The organism is Chryseobacterium indologenes, from assembly GCF_002025665.1.
Classification (GTDB): Bacteria; Bacteroidota; Bacteroidia; order Flavobacteriales; family Weeksellaceae; genus Chryseobacterium; species Chryseobacterium metallicongregator.
In genome coordinates this window covers 210,156-231,747 of sequence record NZ_CP018786.1, presented here as the reverse complement: position 1 = coordinate 231,747, position 21,592 = coordinate 210,156, and the positions used below count along the sequence as shown (strand labels likewise).

Sequence of the window (21,592 nt, the reverse complement as noted above, 5' to 3'; positions counted from 1 at the left end):
GCAGACGTAATGAAGCTTAATAATCTCCAGATATTAAGAGGAATCTCAGCATTATTGGTATGCTGCTTTCACTTTCGTGAAACGATCAACTTACCTGGGCTGAATCTTGGCGATATTCTTTTTAAAAAAGGAAGTATCGGTGTTCCTGTATTTTTTATTATCAGTGGATTTATCATGGCTTTTACCACTCAAAAAATAAATTTCAGTAAGGATTCTTTTCAGCAGATCACTTTATTTTACAAAAGAAGGGTGATCAGAATTGTTCCACTGTACTATCTTTTGACATTTGCTGCAATAATACCGGGAGGTGGCTTATTCATATACTTTCATGGGGAGGGACTTTATGAACTAATTCATTCACTATTATTCCTCCCTACTCAAAAAGAATTTCCAGTGCTTTTCCTGGGCTGGTCTTTAAATTTTGAGATGTTCTTTTATCTCATATTTGGGCTCTCATTATTTTTTAAAGAAAAAAGGTATTATTTCATTGTAGTATTTTTCATTCTGACTACCATTTTGGGATATTGTATACATTTTGACAGCCCTTATCTGAAAATGGTAACCCACTCTCTGAATCTTTATTTTGTTGTAGGAATTCTCTTCGCTCTTTTACTGAACCAATATACAGTTCCAAAGAAATGGGCAGCAATAGTTTCTGTAATAGGAATAATATCGTTTATACTTGTTTTACTTAGTATCATTCCAATAGATAATGATTGGGTAAAACTGGCAATCATCTCTGCATTTGTCTTTTCTTTCCTCACTTTTGATTATATATTCCATTGTAAAGGAAACAAATTCTTAATATTTCTGGGAGATATTTCCTATTCATTATACCTGTCACATCCTTTCGTAGGAATTATTTTAAAAAGATTTAAAGTTGAAGGCTATTTAAACATTCCTTTTTTTCTTCTTAAAATTGTTTTAGTTATTATTGTAGCCTCACTTCTATACTATTTAGTAGAGAAAAGAGTTACCCATTATTTGAAAATTAAATTAAAAGCATAATCCGAAAAAATGAAAATTTCAGTAATCATTCCCGTTTACAATGCCGAAAAATATGTTGCTCAGGCTGTAGAATCTGCTCTCCAGTTTGAAGATGTATATGAAGTGGTATTGGTAGAAGATAAATCACCTGACAATGCCTTGCAGGTATGCCGGGAACTCGCTGAAAAAAATGACAGGGTAAAACTCTTTCAACATCCGGACAAAGGAAATCATGGAGCAGGTGCCAGCAGAAATTTAGGAATGGAAAAGGCTGAAGGAGATTTTATTGCTTTCCTTGATGCAGATGACTACTATCTTCCCAACCGTTTTGATGCAGAAAAAAAGCTTTTCATCAATCATGAAGTAGACGGTGTTTATGGAGCTATAGGTGTTCACTATTATTCTGAAAAGGCAAAAGAGCAGTATTATAAAGTTTTTGGAGACCGTCTGACTACAGTTTATAAAGAACATCCTCCTAAAGATGTCTTTCCGGGACAGCTAAATATGAGAGGAACTTTCGGACTTTTCAGTATTGATGCATTAACGATCCGTAAAAGTTCTTTGAAAAACATGGAGTATTTCTTTAAAACCCATTTAAAGCTTCACCAGGACACAGAATTCTTATTCAGGCTCTCCTACTATCTGAATCTGTATCCGGGAATTCTTGACAAAGCTGTAGCCGTGAGAGGTGTTCATGAGAATAACAGAATTACCAAAGTAGATTCCGGAGAAGTGAAACCGGCTTCTACACGAGTTGTATTGTGGAAAGAGGTCAATTATTGGGCAGAAAATGAAAATACCATTCCTGAGGATATTAAGCTTCACATCAAACGGGTATACAGAAGTTTCCAGATTGCCAATGCTCCCCTTCTCAAAAAATGGGGAATGATCACAAAGTATTTGTTGACAGACTATAAAAGCATACGCTCAGGATTGTACAATATCAACTTCAGAAATGAGTTGTTCTAACAATAAACTAAATACATAGTTCTAGATAACACCTATATATCAACGTTTTACAAAATGAATCTTTCTTAAAATATTTCGCATCGGCTTTTCAATAAACTGGTAAAAAACTGCAGAACTCAACAGCATAACGATAATATAAATCAAAAATACGATATCTATACTGAATGTACACTCCTGCCATTTCAAAAACTCTCTTACAAGGTAAAGCACAGGAATATGGGTGATGTATATACCATAGCTTATTTCTCCCAGGTACTCCATGGGCTTCAGTGAAAAGAACTTACTGACTCTTCCGTTATTAGCCGAAATGAAAAGAATAGCAGGGACAAATAGCAAAGCCATCAACCCATTGTGGTAGAAAAGCGGAACAAATATCAGAGACAGAAGGATCAGTAAAAAGATGATAATAACCTGGCGGTCATAATTTTTCTGTCTGTAATTTTTAACAAAAAATAGCCCCGCAAGATTTCCGATAAGGAATTCATTAAGATGCCAGAAAGGAAAATAGTAAAGAAACTCATGGCTTTTTGTATGAGGTCCTTCATACGCTCCATACACCGGATAAAGATTAGAAAAAACCTGCGTAATCAGCCAGAGACCAATGGCGAACACCCAGATCATTTTGTTTTTCCTTGCATAAAAATAATTATACAAAAACGGAAAAAGCAAATAGAAGAAGAACTCTACGGAAATCGACCATCCCGGAAAATTCAGGATCATTGCTTCTCCCGGAATCCAGCTCTGAATGCCCAATCCATATAAAAGCACTTTATACCAATCGAACATCTCGTATCTCGTCATAAAATACAGCAGAAGCCCCAGCATATAAAGCGGATAAATCCTGGCAAACCTGTTCTTATAAAATTCCAGGTAATCAATTTTATCTTTCTTGTGATAAGCAATGATCATGATAAATCCTGAAAGAATAAAAAAATAGCTTACTCCTACGTTAGCCCTCAAAAAAAGATTGGAAATATAATCTATCTTATATAAAAACAGATCTTTATTGAAATGAGAAATTACAATTGCCATTGCAGCAACAAACCGGGTAAATGTAATCTGACTTATTTTCACAGAACACCAAATGATTTACTTTATCAAAACTCAGCAACCTCAATCTGAAAAGTTGTTTTATTTGGTATAAAGTATTAATTTTTAAGGCACAAAAATAAGATTTATTATTATAATTATTTAAAACAAATTATATTTGTAAACTACAAATGTGAAAATAAATCCAGGTATGCTTGATGAAATTTTAGCAAAAATTCAACGGAAAAGCCAGATTTCTCGTCTCAAAAAACACCCTAATGTTTCTTTTAAAGGGATAAAGCTTGGGATCAGTAATCATTTTGTTCTGCACGAAAACTTAAAAAATGTTACGTTCGGGAATTCCATGAGTTTCAGAAATTATGTACATATTCTTGTACAGCAGAACGCCACTTTAGAAATCGGAGATCATTTTTTCATGAATAATTTCTGCTCTATCAATTGTCTCGACAGGATTTCAATAGGAGACAATACATTATTCGGAGAAGGTGTAAAACTGTATGACCACAACCACGCTTACCAGACTCAGCCGGAATTTAAGCTGTTCTCTTCCGAGTTCACTACAGCTCCCATCAAAATAGGAAGTAATTGCTGGCTTGGGAGTAATGTGACCGTCTTAAAAGGAGTTACTATTGGAGACAACTGTATCATCGGAGCGGGATGTGTCATTCATAAAGATATTCCGTCTAATACTACAGTTATCAATCATCAGGATTTAATATTCAAGGAACGTTCATGAAGTTTTCTATCCTTATCGCCCATTACAACAACGCCATCTTTTTTAAGGATTGCTTTGAAAGTATTCTTCAACAGACCTATACAAACTGGGAAGCTGTAATTTTAGATGATGGCTCTTCTGAAAACGAGAAGAAAATGATACAGGAAATGATTTCAAAGGACAAAAGATTTAAGTTTTTTGAAAATGAAAAAAATTCCGGTGTAGGAGTTACAAAAAGTAAACTGATTGAACTGGCCGAAGGAGAAATCTGTGGTTTTCTGGATCCGGATGATGCTATTTCTCCTACCGCTATTCAAAAATGTATGGAGATTTTTCAGGCTAAAAAAAATACAGTCCTTACCTATTCGAGGTTTATGACATGTGATCACAACCTGAAGCCCATAGCTCCTTTCAGATCAGCTATGCAGGTACCGAACAGAGATCCTTATTTTTTTAATTTCCCGATTCAGATTGCTCATTTTGTGACTTTCAGAAAGAATGTTTATGAACAGACAGAAAAAATGAATCCCAATTTAAAAATTGGGGAAGATCAGGATTTATATCTTAAAATGTATGAAAAAGGGAATGTTCAGTTTATCAACAAAACTAACTATCTTTATAGAACCCATCAGGGCGGAATTTCCCAGAATGACAATAAAAAAAAATCCCACGAATATTTTGCCCAGGTGATTTTTAATACCATAAAGCGCAGAGGACTTACTACCATCAATGGAGAAAAAGTTCCTGAACAGTATACAGGTGCAGATGAAATATTCGGGCTCCTGCAGTACCAGCATCAGCTGCCTTTCCGTATCAAGAAAAAAATAAAAATTACGTTACAATCAATCTTCGGATAATGTTAGAAAAAAAAATAAAAATTTTGTTCAGGCATCGTTCCATGGAAATGGGAGGTGTGGAAAAAGTATTACTGGGACTTCTCAACAACCTTAATCCGGACAAATTTGAAATAACGGTATGCCTTACGCTTAACCAAGGGAAACTGCGTGATGAACTTCCGAAGCACATCAGAAAAATATACCTTACTGACGGAAAAGAAGATTTTTCCAACAATTCTATTTTACAGAAACTTCAGCTCTTTAAAAGAAGAATAAAGCTGAGAAAACTAAAAAATACCCCGGCCATTGCAGACCGTCTTATCAATGATACTTTTGATATTGAGATCGGGATGGATTACAGAGACTATGATGCCATTCTGAATTCAACCAATAAGAATTCAAAAAAAATCGGATGGTTTCACTCTGAAATTAATGTTCCGAAGTTTCAGCCTTTAGTGCCGAATATTTTAAAGAGCTTTCCGCAATTTGACCATATGGTATACTGTTCCCACAAGATCAAAGACATGATGCACCAGCATTACCCTAATCTTAATTATCCGGCTGAGAGCGTTATCATCAATCCTATTCCTATCGAAGAAATTAAATGTAAGGCAGAAGGAAAGCTTGAAAATTTCCCTGAAGGACCTGTTTTCGCATCTATAGGAAGACTTCATTCAAGAAAAGGATATCATAAGCTTATTGACGCTCATACAAAGCTTATCAACGAAGGATTTCATCACAGCATCATTGTTATTGGTGAGGGTGATGAAATGAACAACCTCAAAGCACAGGTAGCTAAAAATAATGTTGAAAAAACATTTATTCTGGTTGGTAACCAAATGAATCCTTATCCTTATATCAAAAAAGCGGATTATTTTGTTCTTCCTTCGGAGTCTGAAGCATGGCCATTGGTCATTGCTGAAGCTTTAATTCTTCAGAAACCTATTATTGCAACAGAAGTAGGAGATGTAGGATTGATGATCAAAGACCGTGAAACAGGATACCTCATCAGTTATGAGGTAGATGAAATGTATGCAGCGATGAAAACATTCCTTACTGATCCCGACCTCGTTCTCCACATCAGAGAGAATCTTAAATCAATTGAAAGTCAGTTTGACAATAAGAAAATATTTGACAGCGTAGAAAATATTATAGAAACGCTGCACAAAAAGTAAGTTATTGTGCAGAATATCCTCCGTCAATCACAAGGTTACTGCCTGTGACCCATTTTGAGGCGTCAGACAGTAAAAAAATACAAGCATTCGCTACATCTTTAGGTTCACCTATTCCCAGCGGATGCTTTTTTATGATTTCTGATGAAGCTTCTTCTCCGATATTTTCAAACATTTTCTCTAAAATCGGAGTATTGACCATTGCCGGACTTATACTGTTGACCCGAATATTACTTCTTGAAAGTTCCATGGCCAAAGAACGGGCTCCGGAAATTACAGCGCCTTTACTGGCAGAATAAGCAGCCTTCCCTGCTTCTCCTATCATCCCTGCAACAGAAGAAATAAACACAAAACTGGAGTTTTCGTCTTTGTATTTTTTTAAAGATAAAATTTTAGCAATTTCAAGTCCTGCAATGACATTGACAGCGAATATATCCTGATAGAGCTGAGGATTGTGTTTCTTTAATGGTAACGTTTTTTCGATACCCGCACAATGAATAAATCCTGATATTTTACCTAAAACTGAAACTTTATCGGCAATAATTGCTTCAAGGTTTTCAGATTGGGTAATATCTTCCGTGATGGTTTCAACTTTTGTTTCAGGATTAAGCATAGAAACGGTTTTCATCAGTTCCTCCTGGTTTCTTCCTACAAGAATCAGATCAGCACCGCTATTGCTGCATTCTACAGAACAGCTTCTCCCGATTCCGGAAGAAGCGCCTGTAATGAGAATAATTTTATTTTTTAATGAGAAAGCATCCATTAATCTTCAAAATTTTCTTTTCCTATAACATTCATCAGATCTGAAACGGTTTCAATATCTTTAAAATGCTTGGTATCAATTTTTTTACTGAAATTTTCGTCTACAAACGCAATAACAGAAAGTAAGCTGATAGAATCGTAGCTTTCTAAAGATTTCAAGTTCGTTTCAGTAGTCAATGTTTCATCTTCTTCCAATTCCTCCTGTAGTTTTTCTAAAAAAACGGATGTTTTCATATTTTATAATTTTAAATGTTTGTTTTTTAAATTTCCATTATGGTAGCACCCCATGAATATCCAACTCCAAATCCTGCCATTAAAACTTTATCTCCTTCTTTCAGCATTCCTTTATCCATCATATTTTTAAGAGCAATAGGAATAGTTGCCGAAACAGTATTCCCGGTTTTTTCCATGTCAATATAGAACTTTTCTGCCGGTATTTTTGTTTTCTTTCTTAAATAATTCAGCATAAAAGAATTGGCCTGATGAAAAACAAAATGGTCAATATCATCCATCGTCATTCCATTCACTTCCAGTGTTTCTTTTACCAGCCCGGGGATATTTTCAATCGTAAAATTAAAAATTTCAGGACCATTCATATAAATATTTTCAGGACTGAATTCGTGTTCAGGATTCAGTTCAAAATCTTTTTTGAAAGCTCCTTTCTTCACGATAAGATTTTCTGCACCACTTCCATCTGTTCCCAGACAGAATTGATAATCATTGCCTTCTGATTTTTCAATAATTGCAGAAGCAGAAGCATCTCCAAATATGCTTCGGTTTCCTTTATCATCGGGATGAATATGTTTGGTGTACGTTTCTGAAGTAACCAAAAGAATACTCTTTGCAATTCCACCAGAAATCAATCCTTTTGCAAAAGCTAACCCATATACAAATCCTGAACAGCCAAGGTTAAAATCTATAGCTCCGATATTTTTTCTAAGCCCCAATCTGTCCTGCAAAATACAGGCCGTTGTAGGGAGGAAATACTCCGGACTCTGGGTACAGAACAAAATAAAATCTACTTTGTTTCTGTCATAGTTTTCGAAAATTTTTTCTGAAGATTGTACAGCCATATCCAGTACGGTTTCGCTGTCAGAAGAAATATGGCGTTGGGAAATACCTACTTTCTCCTGGATACGTTCGGAACTCCATTCAGGGAACTGCTTTTCAAGGTCCTCGTTAGTTAGCACCTGCTGAGGCAGATAATATTCTATTTTTGAAATTTTCATCATATTAATAAATTCTCTTTCTTTGCAAAAGTAACGAAAACAAATTTACACTTGTGATGATTTTTATATTCAGAATCCTATTAAAAATAGACTCCCTCTATCATACTTTTTTGAACAGGGGCAGTCTTGAAGTGGCTAAATATAGAGGGATGAAAGTAGGAAAAAACTTTAATATGCCCGATAAAGTGTATTTCGGAACGGAACCTTACCTTATCGAAATTGGCGATAACGTGAACATTGCAGGAGATGTACGGTTTGTCAACCACGGTGGAACAACTACTCTGCTTAGAAAACTTCCGGGATATGAAGATGCAAGAATCCTGGGGAGAATAAAAATCGGAAATAACTGCACCATTGGACTTAATGCTGTTATTATGCAGGATGTTCAGATTGGAAATAACTGTATTTTAGGAGCTAACTCTGTATTGTCACAGTCTATGCCAGACAACACAGTCTTTATCGGAAATCCGGCACAATTTCTGTGTACTATTGAAGACTATGGAGATATTGTTCTTAAAAACAATCCGGAATATCCCCGTGAATTGGAGAAAGACAGAAAAAAACTGGATGCTTATATCAAAGAAAATCTTCCTCACAAGTATAAAAAAGCAAGAAAAATTAAATAAATTTAATCTTGTAAAATCATAAAAAGAAAAAAACAAATTGAAAAAGAAAAAAATCCTCATTCGTATAGGTTCATTACGTCATGGTGGTGCTGAGAAAGTATTAATCAACTTTTTGAAGCATCTGCCTGCTGACAAATATGAAGTTGACCTTCTGGTAAATCTCTATTCAGGATTATACATTAAAGAGGTTCCGTCATGGGTGACACTATACTATTTGACAAAAGGAGAAATGATAACGACCAACAGACCACAGGATATCCCTGTGAAAGCTTACAGGGTTCTTTATCAGAAAATGTTTCTTTGGTTCCCTTCCCTTCTCTATAAATTTATTTTAAAGAATAAAAAATACGATGTAGAGATTGCTGCCATCCATGCGATGCATCAGGAAATTCTATCCAGCCCTCAAAAAGATTCGAAAAAGATTATTTGGGTACAGAATGATATTTTCAATTTAAAAGAATATACTCCGGAAGTCATCAGACAGTTTTTCAAGTTCGATAGAATTCTGGTAATTTCCAATAAACTTCAGGAAGGAATGCATGATTTGGCTAAAAATGAAGCTGAAAAAGCATCTGTGATTAAGATTTTCAATCCGATCGACAAAAATGATACGTTAAGAAAGGCGGATATTGAAGTAAATGATTATCCTTTCAACAGTGATCTTCCCACTTTTGTAACCGTAGGAACCGTATATCCTCAGAAAGGATACGACAGATTGCTTAATGTGCATAAAAAACTTATTGATGAAGGGTTCAAACATCAGCTTTTGATTATTGGTGACGGGTATGATTTTAATAATATTCAGGATCAGCTCAATACACTTGGTCTTCAGGATACTGCAAAAATGCTTGGTTTCAGCAGTAATCCCTATCCTTATATGAAAAAGGCGGATTTCTACATTATGTCTTCACGACATGAAGGATTTCCTACCATTATTGCCGAAGCACTTATTCTGAATAAACCTATTTCTGCAACAGATATTTCAGGGATCAGGGATCTTCTCCAGGATGGAAAGCTGGGAAATATCACACCCAATTCAGAAGAAGGAATATATGAAGGAATGAAAAAGTTCCTTACAGATAAAAATATCACTGAAGAATACAAAAAACAGATTTCGGAAACGGAGCTTCCGTTTGTATTGGAAAGATCTGTAGAACACCTTCAGAAAATAATTGACGAAGTATAAAAATATTGACGATGGCTGATTATTCAATCATTCAAAAAGACTTTTACAGGGAAAGTGGAAAGTGGCTTTCCCCATTTCAGATCTGGAAAAAATGCATTAATCCCAATCTTCATTTTGTGTACATTCTGAGAATGGCTCAGAAGTATCAGAAGAAACCGGTTTTAAATACTTTCTGGAGAATTGTATTAAGACATTACCAGATCAAATACGGGTTTCAGATTTATCCTGAGACTCAGATTGGGGAAGGATTTTATTTAGGTCATTTTGGAAGCCTTGTGATCAATCCGAAAACAGTGATCGGGAAAAATTGCAACATCGCCCATGGCGTTACGATAGGACAGCAAAACCGTGGAAAAAATGAAGGATATCCGGTTATTGGTGATGAAGTATGGATTGGTACTAATGCAGTTATTGTAGGAGGAATCACTATTGGAAATAATGTATTGATTGTTCCCAACTCTTATGTTAACTTTGATGTTCCTTCCAATTCTGTTGTTATAGGAAATCCTGCTAAAATTATCCCTACCGCAGATGCAACAAAGGAGTACATCAACCGTAAAGTGTAGTAACTCCAATAGTTATCGTAAAAATTCTACTTGTATTTTTCGCTAATTTCATGTACATTTGAAAAAATTGTATTATTTGATTAAAAATAATCCACAATCATCCAACTTTATATAAAATATCACATTTTATTATCCGGATGATTCCAATCATTCAATACACTTGTTCTGAAAAAAATCGCTTAATATTAAAAACACAACCCAGACTTATTATTAATTTTTTAAAATAATTTTTGATGAAAAAAAATATGACCCAAGTGCCCCCATTCCTACCTACGCAATCAACTCTATAAAGCGGAAAAAGACATACCGCTCTAAACCACAACAATTTATCTTCAAAAGTTTCTTTTTTGAGTTGATGCAATATCTATAACATTTGGGAATTATTATCTGATAGTAATTCTTTTCATGCACTCCATGATTCTGATATTCGGCAGACTCTTCCGGAAACTCTAAGAGGAAGATGATATAACATTTATCTTAACAGCCCAGACACCCACAACCATGTTCAAAAAAATAGTTCCCATTCTTCTCATTATAATATACCTAACGGGGTTTTTGATTTCATTCCCTTATATCTTTGATAATCTCTTTGGGGCTGAAAAAATAGACAGTATCCGGAATATTTTTGAGTATGGAATTATGTTTTCTTCGTTTCTGGTATTCAATGCGCTTCTTTTTAAGAATAAATATACAACTGTCATTGCTGTTATTCTCTGTTTATTATTAAGCATTAACTTTCTGATCTCAGTATCATGTTTTCTTATTTATCATTCCGGATTTAATGTAGGAATGGCCATCAGTATTCTTGAGTCTAATCCGGATGAAGCCATGAGCATGTCTTATATGTTTATTCTTCCGGTCATCTTATTTTTCGTTTTTCTGGGAATGGTAGTATACTCTGTGAATTACCTTAAAGAAAATGTAGTTAAAGTTGATGCTAAATTTATTATTATTGCATTACTGTGGCTTATTTTACCATTCGGATACCACCTTAAACATACCTATGTAAGCAATAAAGGAGGAGGCAGGATGATTAAGAATGTATACTATCATTTATCCGATTTCAATACCGCTTTGAATATACAGAGAGATATTAACGCAATAAAAAAGAATATTCCGGTTTTCAATATCAAAAAAATACAGCCTGGAATAGAAAATGTAATTCTTATCATCGGAGAATCAGAAAGAAAGCAAAATATGTCCCTGTATGGCTATTCTAAAAAAACAACTCCTTATACAGATCAACAGGCTGAAAACATGATGATTTTTGATCATGCTGTTTCTCCTGCAGGAATTACCAACCTGAGTGTCCCATTAATGTTATCCAGCATTCATCCGGATGAATTCAGATATCGTTATGATAAACTTTCTTACAATATCATCAATCTTGCCAATCAAAGCGGATACAATTCTTTCTGGCTCAGTACACAGGCTAGCGCAAGAGGGATTACAGCCATCGCTTCCATGTCTAAAAATAAAAAGTGGGTAAACGGCTATGATGAAGTAATTGTTCCTGAGCTCAAAAATGTAATACAGAAGAAAGAGAATAAATTTGTAGTTCTTCACATTATGGGAAGCCATCCAAACCCATGTAACAGACTTCCTCCTAACTGGAATTCCGGAGATCTTAACTGCTATGACAGTTCTATCAAATACACGGATTATGTTTTCAACAATATTTTCAAAACGCTGAAGAACACTAATTCTGTGGTAATTTATGCTTCAGATCATGGCCTTAAAATACAAGGAGACAAATTATTGCACGTAGACTCTAAAGAATCTACTCAGGTACCGTTTTTTGTATGGTTTGGAGACAAAGTTCCGGCAAACTACAGAATTACCGGACATGAATCCCAACAGACCCAAACTACTTATATCTATCCTCTGATCATGAAATATATGGGACTGGAAGCTCCTCAACACTATAAAAATGAAGGAAATAAGTATTTGAACTTAGAGATGAAGAGTATGGAGTATAATCAACTGCCGGAATAGAATATTATTCTGAAATTGCAACCGTTTTTGTATTAATAAAATAGGCCATTAGCAGATTGGGAATCCAACACAGCCATGCTACTGCAATATAAGAGCTTTCAGCATCTCCAGTAATCTTTGTCAGCAGAGGATACCATAGCCTCAGTGTCACTGCAGCAAAGGTGCAGGCATAACTATAGGTCATGAATTGCTGATGTTTACCGACATTCCCTTTTCTGATCTGTATAACCGCTGCAAGAGTGGTCACCAGCCAGATTAATCCCAAACTGATAAACCCTGCCGATGAAATTAATCCGCCATTAGCATAAAAACCCATATAAACAGCCGAAACAGAGCTAATAACCACTGCAATCACATAGAGCTTCCCAATGATGCGATGCACCCTGATATTTTTATTGCGGAATGATTTCCCAAACTGAGACCAGCCAATAAAAAGTGCCAGCCCACCAAAAATAATATGAGAGAAAAAGGCAGATTTCCAGATAACATTATGGAGAACTTCTGATGATTTTGAACCCAGAAAGGTATATTTATGTTCTACAAAAGCGTAAATAAAAGGATATAATCCGATAAGTAATGCCAAAATACCCATTATTACAAACAGTAACTTTTTCATAGTTGTCAATTTAATTTTTTGTAAAAATGAGCATTATAAAAGTGTCAACTGTTCCAAAATGAAAGGTGGAACCTATTTATAAATCACTAGTAATAAATCGTTTACAAATTACCAACCAGAAATACCAACAATAAATCATTCCATATGAATGCTTTGGCTTTTTAAAAATTCTGTTGGCGAGCAATTCATGTATTTTTTAAAATTTCTGTTGAAAGAAGTTTTAGAATTGAATCCACATTCAAAAGCCAATGAAAGAATCGTATATTTTTGATTTTCCTGAAGTATTACAGTCCGTTTAAATTCTTCAATACGCTGTCTGTTGATATAATCATAAAAATTTTTCTGCTCCATAGAATTAATGACCTGAGACAATACATTAGGGTGAATCTCTAATACTTTGGCAATATTATTCAGATTAAGTTCCGGGTCTTTATATAGTTTTTCGTGTTCCATTTTATACACGAGCTTTTCATAAATAGATTGTATGGCCTCATCACCCGGAGAATTTTTCTGATATTTTACCATTTCATGATCATGTTCCTTATCCTCTGTCATATCAATACTAACAGGCAGATCCAAAATCCCCACCCGACTGATTCCAAAGTAAGCCGCCACTACAATAAATAGAACAACAATGGAAAAAATAAGAATATCATTTCTAATAACGACAGCAATCCATATGAAAGCGATACCTGCAATAAGATAATACAACCAGTTCAGATTAATTTTCTCAGTATTTGAGTATTGGCTGGATATTCCTTTCGTATATTTCCTGACAGCAAGAAGGCTTAGAACAACATATACAATTCCTGATAAGATCATAAGATATTTAATGACCTTACTTAATGATTTACACCCGTTATTCCCATTCTGATAAGAAGCAAGCTTATCCCAGGGAGACAACATCAGAAGTGGAGATAACAATATACAGATCATCAGAACAGGAATACCATGCAGCAACGCTGTCTTCACACCAGGATTTCTTCCTGTTACACACAGAACATATACATACAGCATTGGCCCGTGAATAAAGGGAAAGATCACTTCAAAACCAAGAAAATAAGGATACTTCACATAGCTGCCGGAAAAAAACAGCATAAATAATATAAGATGTATTCCTATAATCAAAAACCAAACTGCCAGTACATAATCTGCCTTTATTTTTTTGCGTTTCCCCAGAATCAAAAGAGAAGAAAAACAGGCAATAAAAACTCCTGCCAGATAAAATAAGGATGGTAAAGATGGCAACCCAAAATCAGACATTCAATGAATAGATTTATCAGACCTTTAAATTATTCATTTTCTGATATATTTCGATGATTTTTTTTAAACTCAAATCCAATACATTCATGAACCGATAAATAATTAAGAATATTTTAATTCACAAATCTCAAATTTTAATTTATACTTCGTAATTTTATCCTAGTTTTTTTAAACGTTTGGATTTCCTTATAGATTCCAATAACGGTAAGGCAAAGCATATCGGAAAATTAGATATGATTTTAAGCATATTTTAATATTAAACTTTGTTAAAAGTGATTAATTGTTTAACAAAAAGTATATTTTTGCACAATTATTGATTTGGTCTATTGATTTTGGAAATAATTTAAACGAAATAAATAATTATAAATTTTAAAATTATGTCACAATCGTACGAGGTTATTTTCGAAAACAATAAAAAATGGGTAGAGTCCAAAGTAGCTGAAGATCCAAATTTCTTCCATGAACTTGCCAAAACTCAGCATCCGGACTATCTTTATATAGGATGTTCAGATAGCAGAGCTACCGCAGAAGAATTGATGGGAGCCAAACCTGGAGAGGTGTTTGTTTACAGAAACATTGCCAATGTGGTTAATACTTTAGATATGAGTTCCACAGCAGTTATTCAATACGCTGTAGAACATCTGAAAGTAAAACACATTATTGTTTGTGGACATTACAACTGTGGTGGTGTAAAAGCAGCGATGACTCCTCAGGATCTGGGATTATTGAATCCATGGCTGAGAACCATCCGTGATGTTTACAGATTACATCAGGCAGAACTGGATTCTATTCAGGACGAAAACAAGCGTTATGACAGACTTGTAGAACTTAATGTTCAGGAGCAGTGCATCAACGTCATCAAAATGGCCTGTGTACAGGAAAGATACATTTTAGAAGAGTATCCTATTGTTCACGGCTGGGTATTTGACCTTAGAACAGGTAAAATCATTGATCTGGAGATTGATTTTGAGAAAATCTTAAAAGACATCCAAAAGATTTATAATCTTACAGGTTCTGATTGGGTAATGAGCAGAAAGACCAAGTAGTTTTTCTAAAAAGAAGGTAAAATGAAATTCTGGAGTATTATTGTATTAACGTTTTTTCTCAATTTCACAGCGCTGCCAGGCATTGCTGCAGTTGCAGGCTGGGATATTGCGAGAACGAATATAATAATCAATGAAGAAGAGCCACATTCTCACCCATCCTCATTCATTGTTTACGAAAAGACGATTCCGAAACCTTTAGATGTATTCGATTATCTGAAGTTTTCCGAACCTGATGTTCAGGGCGTGTCTTTTGTTCTGATTGATGATTCTTTTCATCTTTCACCTTTACTTACTATATTTTCTCCTCCTCCGGAAGCGTAACTCCTATAGTTAGATTTTTTTGATACTATTTCCATATCATTTTTGATATCGGATACGCATGTACTTTAAAAATTATTTTTTTCAACTTTTTATAATAGACTTATCTAAAAACAGATAAGCCGGTTATACCTTACAGCTTCACATTATGAAAAAGACATCATTAATAGGAGGAATCAAGGAAAATTTTCCTTCAGGACTCGTGGTATTTTTAGTAGCACTTCCGTTGTGTTTAGGAATTGCTTTAGCATCAGGTGCTCCCCCATTATCCGGTATTATTTCCGGTATCGTAGGCGGCCTGGTAGTAGGAACAATCAGTAATTCAAATATTTCAGTATCAGGACCTGCAGCGGGTCTGACAGCTATCGTTTTAACAGCAATAACAGATCTTGGCGCATTCGAACTTTTCCTTTGCGCAGGGATTATTGCAGGACTTATTCAATTGGTTTTAGGGTTTGTAAGAGCCGGAAGTATTTCCAACTATTTCCCGAATAACGTCATTGAAGGAATGCTGGCAGCCATAGGAATCATTATTATTTTAAAACAGATTCCACATGCATTAGGATTTGATAAAGATTATGAAGGTCACGAATCTATTTTTGATAACGGCCTGAATTTCGGATATTTTACAGAATTATTCGGAGCTATTCATCCGGGAGCCATTGTTATTACTTTAATTTCTGTAGCCATCCTTATTGCATGGGACAAAATCCACGTACTGAAAAGGATGAAAATGCTTCCGGGAGCATTGGTGGCAGTAATTGTAAGTATCCTTTTGAATCAACTCTTTAAGATGTCCGGAAGTTCTCTGGCTATCGAAACCCAGCATTTGGTTTCTTTACCGGTTCCGCAGACTTTTGATGATTTTAAAAACCTGATTACAACTCCGGACTTTAATGGATTCACCAATCCTAAAGTATGGATTGTAGGAGCAACGATTGCCATTGTAGCTTCTATTGAAACGTTACTTTGTATTGAAGCTTCGGACCGTTTAGACAGACAGAGAAGAATTACAGATACCAATCTTGAACTTAAAGCTCAGGGAATAGGAAACCTTATCAGTTCATTTATTGGTGGTCTTCCGATGACTTCTGTAGTGGTAAGAAGTTCTGCCAATGCCAATGCCGGAGCAACCTCTAAAATTTCCTCTATTATTCATGGAGTCTTTTTATTGATCTGTGTGCTTTCAATTCCTGTTATTTTAAATTTAATTCCATTAGCAACATTAGCTGCGGTATTAATTTTAGTGGGATATAAATTGGCAAAGCCAGCTACATTCAAACATTTCTGGCACTTGGGAAAATTCCAGTTTATACCGTTTGTAGCAACCGTGGTAGCTGTAGTGGCAACAGACCTGTTAAAAGGTGTAGGAATTGGTCTTACCATCTCCGTTTTCTATATCCTTCAGGGAAATATGAAAAGAGCTTACTATTTAAGCAGAGAAAGGCTGGATGACGCTGATGGGATCAATATCAAGCTGGCTGAAGAAGTATCATTTTTAAATAAGGCAGCCATCAAAAAAACACTTAAAAATATAAAACCCAACTCTACAGTCATTATTGATGCGAAAAGCACTTCCTACATTGCCACCGATGTATTGGAAATGATTCAGGACTTTGCCAATATCCGTGCAAAGGAACAGGATATCAATGTAGAGCTTATAGGTTTTAAAACTTCATACAGAGATTACGAAAGAAGTGAGGATTCCCATATTTTGGTTACTCACAAAAGAGCTATGTAATCCCAATAATTAATTAATTTTTTTAACTTTAAATTCGAAAACAATAAAAATATGAAAGCACATACATACGAAACACAGTCAACTATTACTCCTGAGAAAGCATTAGAATTCTTAAAAGAGGGAAACCAGAGATTTGTAAATAACCTTAAGGCAAACAGAGACCTTCTTGAGCAAGTGAATGCTACCCGCGAAGGACAATGGCCTTTTGCAGTAGTTTTAAGCTGTATAGACAGCCGTACTTCTGCAGAGCTTATCTTTGATCAGGGATTAGGAGATGTATTCAGTATTAGAATTGCTGGTAATTTTGTTAATCAAGACATTTTAGGGTCTATGGAATTCGGTTGTAACGTTGCCGGTTCTAAGCTTATCGTAGTGCTAGGACACACGAAATGCGGAGCTTTGAAAGGAGGTCTTGACGCGGCACAAATTGAAGGGCTGGGAATGGATAACCTGAACCATCTTATCAATCATTTCAACCCTATCATCAATGAGATCATTGAAGAGAACGAAGAACGCTCATCAAAAAACAGCTCACTTCTGGAAAGGCTTAATCATCAAAACGTAAAAAGTGCGATTGAAGATATCCGTAAGCAAAGTTCAACACTTAAAAATCTTGAAGCAGAGGGTAAAATTAAAATTGTTGGAGCAAATTATGATGTTGAGACAGGTGCAGTAACCTGGTTATAAGAAGTAACTTCATTACATTTCAATTATAATTTACAGAAAATGCCATCGGAATCCGGTGGCATTTATTTTTTATTATATATACATCATAAAATAAGATAATTATAAACCTATCTTGAACTGGCTTAAACAGCAATATATTTCAATTTTAAAATGGTTTGCTTTCATTATCGAAAAATAATTATAAATTCAGTGCCGCTGAGAAAACACTCTCACAAACCATAACTACAAACTCAAAAAAGTATGATTTTTCCCAAAGCAAAAAAAATAGGCAGAGACCTTGGATGGCATAAAACAAATCATAAGGTATTCGGACTTTACAAAGGCTATTTTTTCAATGTTTCAGACGCAAGTATAATACATACTCCTCAATACAAATATGTTTCAGTAACAACCGGCAATTTAACCGAGGAACAAAGGCAACAAATCAAAACAGAGTTAACAGGAAACAGAAAAAGATTAAGATTTACCCTCTTTGAAATTAGAGAAAATACTATTTTTTTCAAATTCACTGAAAATATAATGCCTACTAAAATCAGAACTGTTTATACACTGTTTGACTTTATGGCTGATCTACTAAAAAAACTGAACATACCAGAACAAAACCATTGTCATAGCTGTGAAACAAATGAAGGTATTCACTATTACGACCTTAACCATACTGGTGTACTCCTTTGTGATCATTGTTTTAAACAGACAGATGATAAATTCTATGAAATTGAAAAGACAAGAATTTCAAAAGAGAAAAATTATCTGGCAGGATTTTTAGGAGCCATTCTTTTTTCAATTCCTGCCATTATACTTTGGGTCTTACTTGCTGTATATTTAGGAGGTATTTCCTCAGGAATGGCATTTGTTATTGCACTTCTTGGTTTTTTAGGCTATGATTATTTCAAAGGATTTCGTGGAAAACTGACAAGATATATTATCTTCTTCACAAATATTGTAAGCATATTTATAGCCAATGTTATCACTGTAATTGCTTTATTGGTAAAACAAGGGCTTACAATTAATCAGGCGATATCTGAGTTTCAAACAAACCCTGCAGCAAATGAAATATTTATGGAGAACATTATTCTATCCTATTTATTATCATTTATTCCTTGGATATGGATATTGTTTATCAGGAAAGATGATAAATTAATTATAAAACCAGCAGAAAAATTTTAGAAGTACATAAATAAATGACTGCCTCAATAATAAGGCAGTCATTCAATATGATAAACTATATTTTAATTTCAGAGCTTCTTTATCCTAATTAGAAATTATTTCCCGTTAAATGCAGACATTGTATTATTCAATCCAGCAAATACGAAAGAAAGACTTGCCTTGGAAAAAGTTTCAATTCTCTCCGAAAGTTTTTCTGTTTCTTCTTCATTCCACGTTCCAAGAACATAATCTACCTGTCTTCCGGCAGAAAAATCAGCAGAGATGCCAAAACGCAGCCTTGCATAGTTCTGAGTCTGCAATACTTCATTGATATTTTTAAGTCCGTTATGCCCCGCATCAGAGCCCTTTCCTTTCATTCTTAAAGTTCCGAAAGGTAAAGCCAGATCATCGGTAACAATCAGTACATTTTCCAAGGGAATATTTTCCTTCTGCATCCAGTATTTCACTGCATTACCAGAAAGGTTCATGTAAGTATCCGGTTTAAGAACAAAAACTTTTCTGCCCTTGTGCTTTCCTTCAGCCAGCCAGCCAAAGTTGGAGGTATTGAATGATACTTCGAGAGTTTCAGCTATTTTTTCAGCTACTTTAAAACCTATATTATGTCGTGTATTTTCATATTCTGAGCCTTTATTACCAAGCCCGACAATTAAATATTTCATCAGAAATTTTTTGCAAAATTAAGGGATAAAAAATAAAAAACTCAATCTTAGGAAAGATTGAGTTTGAATATTGTTAAAAAAATCTTCTATTGTGGTTTATAGATGTAATTAACGCCATATCCTTTTGTCATGTAAGTCTGAGGATCATAAACGTAATTAGTACTCTTCACTATCGGTGTTGGGATGGGTGGTGTAAGATCTGTTACCGACCATCTCTTAGGGTTGTTTGGAGATAAGATAAGACTTTCTTTATCATTAATTACCGTAGATAATAATCTTGAAATTTTATATACGTGTGGCAGCAATGTGAATGGGCTTACCTGGTCATCATAAGCATAGTATTCGTAGCTATATTTTCCGGTAACAGCACCAAACGATCCACCAGTCATTGTTCCATAGTATCTTACTACTTTAGATACATTGTCTCCTACATAGGTATAACCTGTTTTAGAATAATCTGTGAAGTTAAGCGGAGCTCCTGGAACATCCGGTCCGTTTCTCATAATGATTGAATCCAGTTTTCCTGTAGCAGTACTGTATTTAACCTGATAAGCAGTTTTCTCTTTTTTCAGTAATGTCTGTGGTCCGGGAGTAGTTGCCGGTGGTACTGGCGGAGGCCTTCTGAAAATTGAACGACTTTCAGAAATCAGCTGCAGTTTGTTATTGTTTGCATAAGTGAACAATTGAGTGTATGATACACTGTCTTTATCCAGTTTTCCGTTTCCATCTAGATCAAGGAAACCATTGAAATTAATCTGGCTGATTTTATCACCACTGTACATAATATCAGTGATGGAAGCACTGTCTGTGATTACTTTAGTCACAAGAAGCCCGCTGTACTGATATTCTGCGATAGTATCTTTATCTGTAATTTCTCTGTATAATGCTCTGGGACCGCTTAAGCCTCCTGTATTGTTAAGATCCAACAATGGATTTCCATCCTCATCCAGCATGTCTTTGCAGGAATGTATTGAGGAAAAACCTGCGATTAGTAAAATAAAATAGAAAATTTGCTTCATTTCCTTGTAATTGATTATTTTTTTGACAAATATAATTTTTTTTTGCCTAAAAATTAGATTATTATTTATATTCTGGTAAGATTAATAACTCTATTTCTTCTATAAGTTTTTATAGGTAAAAGTTACATTCTGATTTTTTTCAACAACCACATACCCTTGATTATCATAAGAATAACTTTGAGAAGTATTAACAGGAGTAGCTGGTGATGGCAATTCTATAAACATAGAAGTAGGATTGTTCGGAGATATTTTATAGAATTGAGCAGGATCGATCAGACTTCGTGTGATGAAATACACTGATGACAGTGTAGAATATGGGCTTTTCTGAGCATCATAGTTTTGAAAACTAAACTTGCTTATTACCGCCGTACTCATATTCGGGTTTCCGTTGATATCCAGCAGACCTTTGGAGCGAACGACCTGAATCACATTTTCTCCATTATACACAAAAGAATAATCAATGAATTTGTTATAGGCACTGATGCCTGCTTCTTTTCTCTTCTCAAGAATTTTGGTAAGTCTGCTGTTAACCGGATCATACGTAAATGTATAGTCGCTTACAACAGAAGCAGATGGAGTTGCCCCCGTTGCTGTAGAAGTAGCATTATAAATCTTTTTACCTGTAGCATCAGGAACAATATTAAATTCATAAGCAAGGCTGGATGCCGCTGAACTTACATATTTAATTTTAGTGATATTTTTATTGGTATACGTTACAGTTCCTGTATAATAAGCAGTTCCGGCAAAAGATTCATCTTTAGAGACAGCAGTCTGCAGATCTCCGGTTACAGCGGTTGTAGTATAGTCTTCCTGAGAAATATTATTCGAGCTTACCTTCGTTAAAATCTTTTTAGGAGGAGTTCCTTCATCAGGATTCGGGATGGATTCTGTGGGATCTGAGGTAGTATTACATGCTGTCAGCAGCCCAAGAAAAGCAATACCGGCAAATATTTTAAAAAAATAGTTTTTTACCATATAGAATT

The 21,592-nt window shown here is 34.9% G+C and carries 23 protein-coding genes; 14 read left to right on the top strand and 9 right to left on the bottom strand.

What is annotated here, in order from left to right; genetic code table 11:
* Nucleotides 1-9 precede the first annotated feature (9 nt).
* Together BUE84_RS01015 and BUE84_RS01010 are read left to right on the top strand one after the other, a co-directional pair.
* Nucleotides 10-1,008 carry an acyltransferase family protein gene (locus BUE84_RS01015; protein ID WP_079240155.1) on the top strand — a complete coding sequence of 333 codons (999 nt, stop codon included), beginning with the start codon at nt 10-12 and terminating at the stop codon, nt 1,006-1,008.
* 9 nt (nt 1,009-1,017) lie between these two features.
* Complete coding sequence (locus tag BUE84_RS01010) at nt 1,018-1,956, top strand: glycosyltransferase family 2 protein (protein ID WP_079240154.1); 939 nt, start codon at nt 1,018-1,020, stop codon at nt 1,954-1,956.
* Nucleotides 1,957-1,995: 39 nt separating this feature from the next.
* On the opposite strand, the gene BUE84_RS01005 is transcribed toward BUE84_RS01010, so the two are convergent.
* Nucleotides 1,996-3,030, bottom strand: a complete 1,035-nt coding sequence (locus BUE84_RS01005; RefSeq protein ID WP_079240153.1) for an acyltransferase family protein — start codon at nt 3,028-3,030, stop codon at nt 1,996-1,998.
* A gap of 148 nt (nt 3,031-3,178) precedes the next feature.
* Here BUE84_RS01005 and BUE84_RS01000 point away from each other — a divergent pair, with 148 nt between their 5' ends.
* Genes BUE84_RS01000 through BUE84_RS00990 form a run of 3 tightly spaced genes read left to right on the top strand, consistent with a single transcriptional unit; the run spans nt 3,179 to nt 5,732 of the window.
* Nucleotides 3,179-3,742: an acyltransferase gene (locus BUE84_RS01000; RefSeq protein WP_238594342.1), complete on the top strand. Its 564-nt coding sequence runs from the start codon at nt 3,179-3,181 to the stop codon at nt 3,740-3,742.
* Entirely contained in the window at nt 3,739-4,578 is an 840-nt protein-coding gene (locus BUE84_RS00995) for a glycosyltransferase family 2 protein (RefSeq protein ID WP_079240151.1), read from the top strand. Before BUE84_RS01000 ends, BUE84_RS00995 begins: the two co-directional genes overlap by 4 nt.
* Nucleotides 4,578-5,732 carry a glycosyltransferase gene (locus tag BUE84_RS00990; protein WP_079240150.1) on the top strand — a complete coding sequence of 385 codons (1,155 nt, stop codon included), beginning with the start codon at nt 4,578-4,580 and terminating at the stop codon, nt 5,730-5,732. Before BUE84_RS00995 ends, BUE84_RS00990 begins: the two co-directional genes overlap by 1 nt.
* Before the next feature lies 1 nt (nt 5,733).
* Here BUE84_RS00990 and BUE84_RS00985 read toward each other — a convergent pair whose 3' ends face one another.
* From BUE84_RS00985 to BUE84_RS00975, 3 genes are read right to left on the bottom strand one after another with little or no spacing between them, the layout of a single operon-like run.
* Nucleotides 5,734-6,492 (bottom strand): SDR family NAD(P)-dependent oxidoreductase, encoded by a 759-nt coding sequence (locus tag BUE84_RS00985; RefSeq protein WP_079240149.1) that lies wholly within the window; start codon nt 6,490-6,492, stop codon nt 5,734-5,736.
* Entirely contained in the window at nt 6,492-6,725 is a 234-nt protein-coding gene (locus BUE84_RS00980) for a phosphopantetheine-binding protein (protein WP_047380387.1), read from the bottom strand. The genes BUE84_RS00985 and BUE84_RS00980 overlap by 1 nt, the downstream gene beginning before the upstream one ends.
* Before the next feature lie 26 nt (nt 6,726-6,751).
* Nucleotides 6,752-7,723 (bottom strand): 3-oxoacyl-ACP synthase III family protein, encoded by a 972-nt coding sequence (locus BUE84_RS00975; RefSeq protein WP_079240148.1) that lies wholly within the window; start codon nt 7,721-7,723, stop codon nt 6,752-6,754.
* A 146-nt stretch (nt 7,724-7,869) separates the two neighbouring features.
* On the opposite strand from BUE84_RS00975, the gene BUE84_RS00970 reads away from it, so the two are divergent.
* The 4 genes from BUE84_RS00970 to BUE84_RS00955 all read left to right on the top strand — a co-directional run bounded on the left by BUE84_RS00970 (nt 7,870) and on the right by BUE84_RS00955 (nt 12,093).
* A complete protein-coding gene (locus BUE84_RS00970) occupies nt 7,870-8,346 on the top strand; it encodes an acyltransferase (RefSeq protein WP_227941083.1) in 477 nt (158 codons plus the stop codon).
* Nucleotides 8,347-8,383: 37 nt separating this feature from the next.
* Nucleotides 8,384-9,532 carry a glycosyltransferase gene (locus BUE84_RS00965; RefSeq protein WP_079240146.1) on the top strand — a complete coding sequence of 383 codons (1,149 nt, stop codon included), beginning with the start codon at nt 8,384-8,386 and terminating at the stop codon, nt 9,530-9,532.
* A gap of 11 nt (nt 9,533-9,543) precedes the next feature.
* Entirely contained in the window at nt 9,544-10,098 is a 555-nt protein-coding gene (locus BUE84_RS00960; RefSeq protein WP_079240145.1) for a serine O-acetyltransferase, read from the top strand.
* Between the two features lie 501 nt (nt 10,099-10,599).
* Nucleotides 10,600-12,093: a phosphoethanolamine transferase gene (locus BUE84_RS00955; protein ID WP_079240144.1), complete on the top strand. Its 1,494-nt coding sequence runs from the start codon at nt 10,600-10,602 to the stop codon at nt 12,091-12,093.
* Nucleotides 12,094-12,097: 4 nt separating this feature from the next.
* Here the strand turns inward: BUE84_RS00955 and BUE84_RS00950 are convergent, their stop codons facing one another.
* On the bottom strand, nt 12,098-12,709 hold the full coding sequence (locus BUE84_RS00950) for a DUF2306 domain-containing protein (protein WP_079240143.1): 612 nt from the start codon (nt 12,707-12,709) through the stop codon (nt 12,098-12,100).
* 135 nt (nt 12,710-12,844) lie between these two features.
* Entirely contained in the window at nt 12,845-13,972 is a 1,128-nt protein-coding gene (locus tag BUE84_RS00945; protein WP_079240142.1) for a helix-turn-helix domain-containing protein, read from the bottom strand.
* A gap of 377 nt (nt 13,973-14,349) precedes the next feature.
* Between BUE84_RS00945 and BUE84_RS00940 the strand changes: the two genes are divergently transcribed.
* From BUE84_RS00940 to BUE84_RS00920, 5 genes are all read left to right on the top strand, one after another.
* A complete protein-coding gene (locus tag BUE84_RS00940; protein ID WP_079240141.1) occupies nt 14,350-15,018 on the top strand; it encodes a carbonic anhydrase in 669 nt (222 codons plus the stop codon).
* Between the two features lie 21 nt (nt 15,019-15,039).
* Nucleotides 15,040-15,339 (top strand): hypothetical protein, encoded by a 300-nt coding sequence (locus tag BUE84_RS00935; protein ID WP_047427346.1) that lies wholly within the window; start codon nt 15,040-15,042, stop codon nt 15,337-15,339.
* 145 nt (nt 15,340-15,484) lie between these two features.
* Complete coding sequence (locus BUE84_RS00930; RefSeq protein WP_079240140.1) at nt 15,485-17,077, top strand: SulP family inorganic anion transporter; 1,593 nt, start codon at nt 15,485-15,487, stop codon at nt 17,075-17,077.
* A 51-nt stretch (nt 17,078-17,128) separates the two neighbouring features.
* The gene (locus tag BUE84_RS00925) at nt 17,129-17,764 is read left to right on the top strand and encodes a carbonic anhydrase (protein WP_034691487.1); all 636 of its coding nucleotides are present in this window, start codon (nt 17,129-17,131) and stop codon (nt 17,762-17,764) included.
* 240 nt (nt 17,765-18,004) lie between these two features.
* Nucleotides 18,005-18,931 carry a hypothetical protein gene (locus BUE84_RS00920; protein WP_079240139.1) on the top strand — a complete coding sequence of 309 codons (927 nt, stop codon included), beginning with the start codon at nt 18,005-18,007 and terminating at the stop codon, nt 18,929-18,931.
* Nucleotides 18,932-19,026: 95 nt separating this feature from the next.
* Here the strand turns inward: BUE84_RS00920 and pth are convergent, their stop codons facing one another.
* The 3 genes from pth to BUE84_RS00905 all read right to left on the bottom strand — a co-directional run bounded on the left by pth (nt 19,027) and on the right by BUE84_RS00905 (nt 21,584).
* The gene (pth, locus tag BUE84_RS00915; RefSeq protein ID WP_079240138.1) at nt 19,027-19,590 is read right to left on the bottom strand and encodes an aminoacyl-tRNA hydrolase; all 564 of its coding nucleotides are present in this window, start codon (nt 19,588-19,590) and stop codon (nt 19,027-19,029) included.
* Nucleotides 19,591-19,676: 86 nt separating this feature from the next.
* Entirely contained in the window at nt 19,677-20,609 is a 933-nt protein-coding gene (locus BUE84_RS00910) for a hypothetical protein (RefSeq protein ID WP_079240137.1), read from the bottom strand.
* 99 nt (nt 20,610-20,708) lie between these two features.
* Nucleotides 20,709-21,584, bottom strand: coding sequence for a hypothetical protein (locus BUE84_RS00905; RefSeq protein WP_079240136.1), 876 nt, complete (start codon nt 21,582-21,584; stop codon nt 20,709-20,711).
* Nucleotides 21,585-21,592 lie beyond the last annotated feature (8 nt).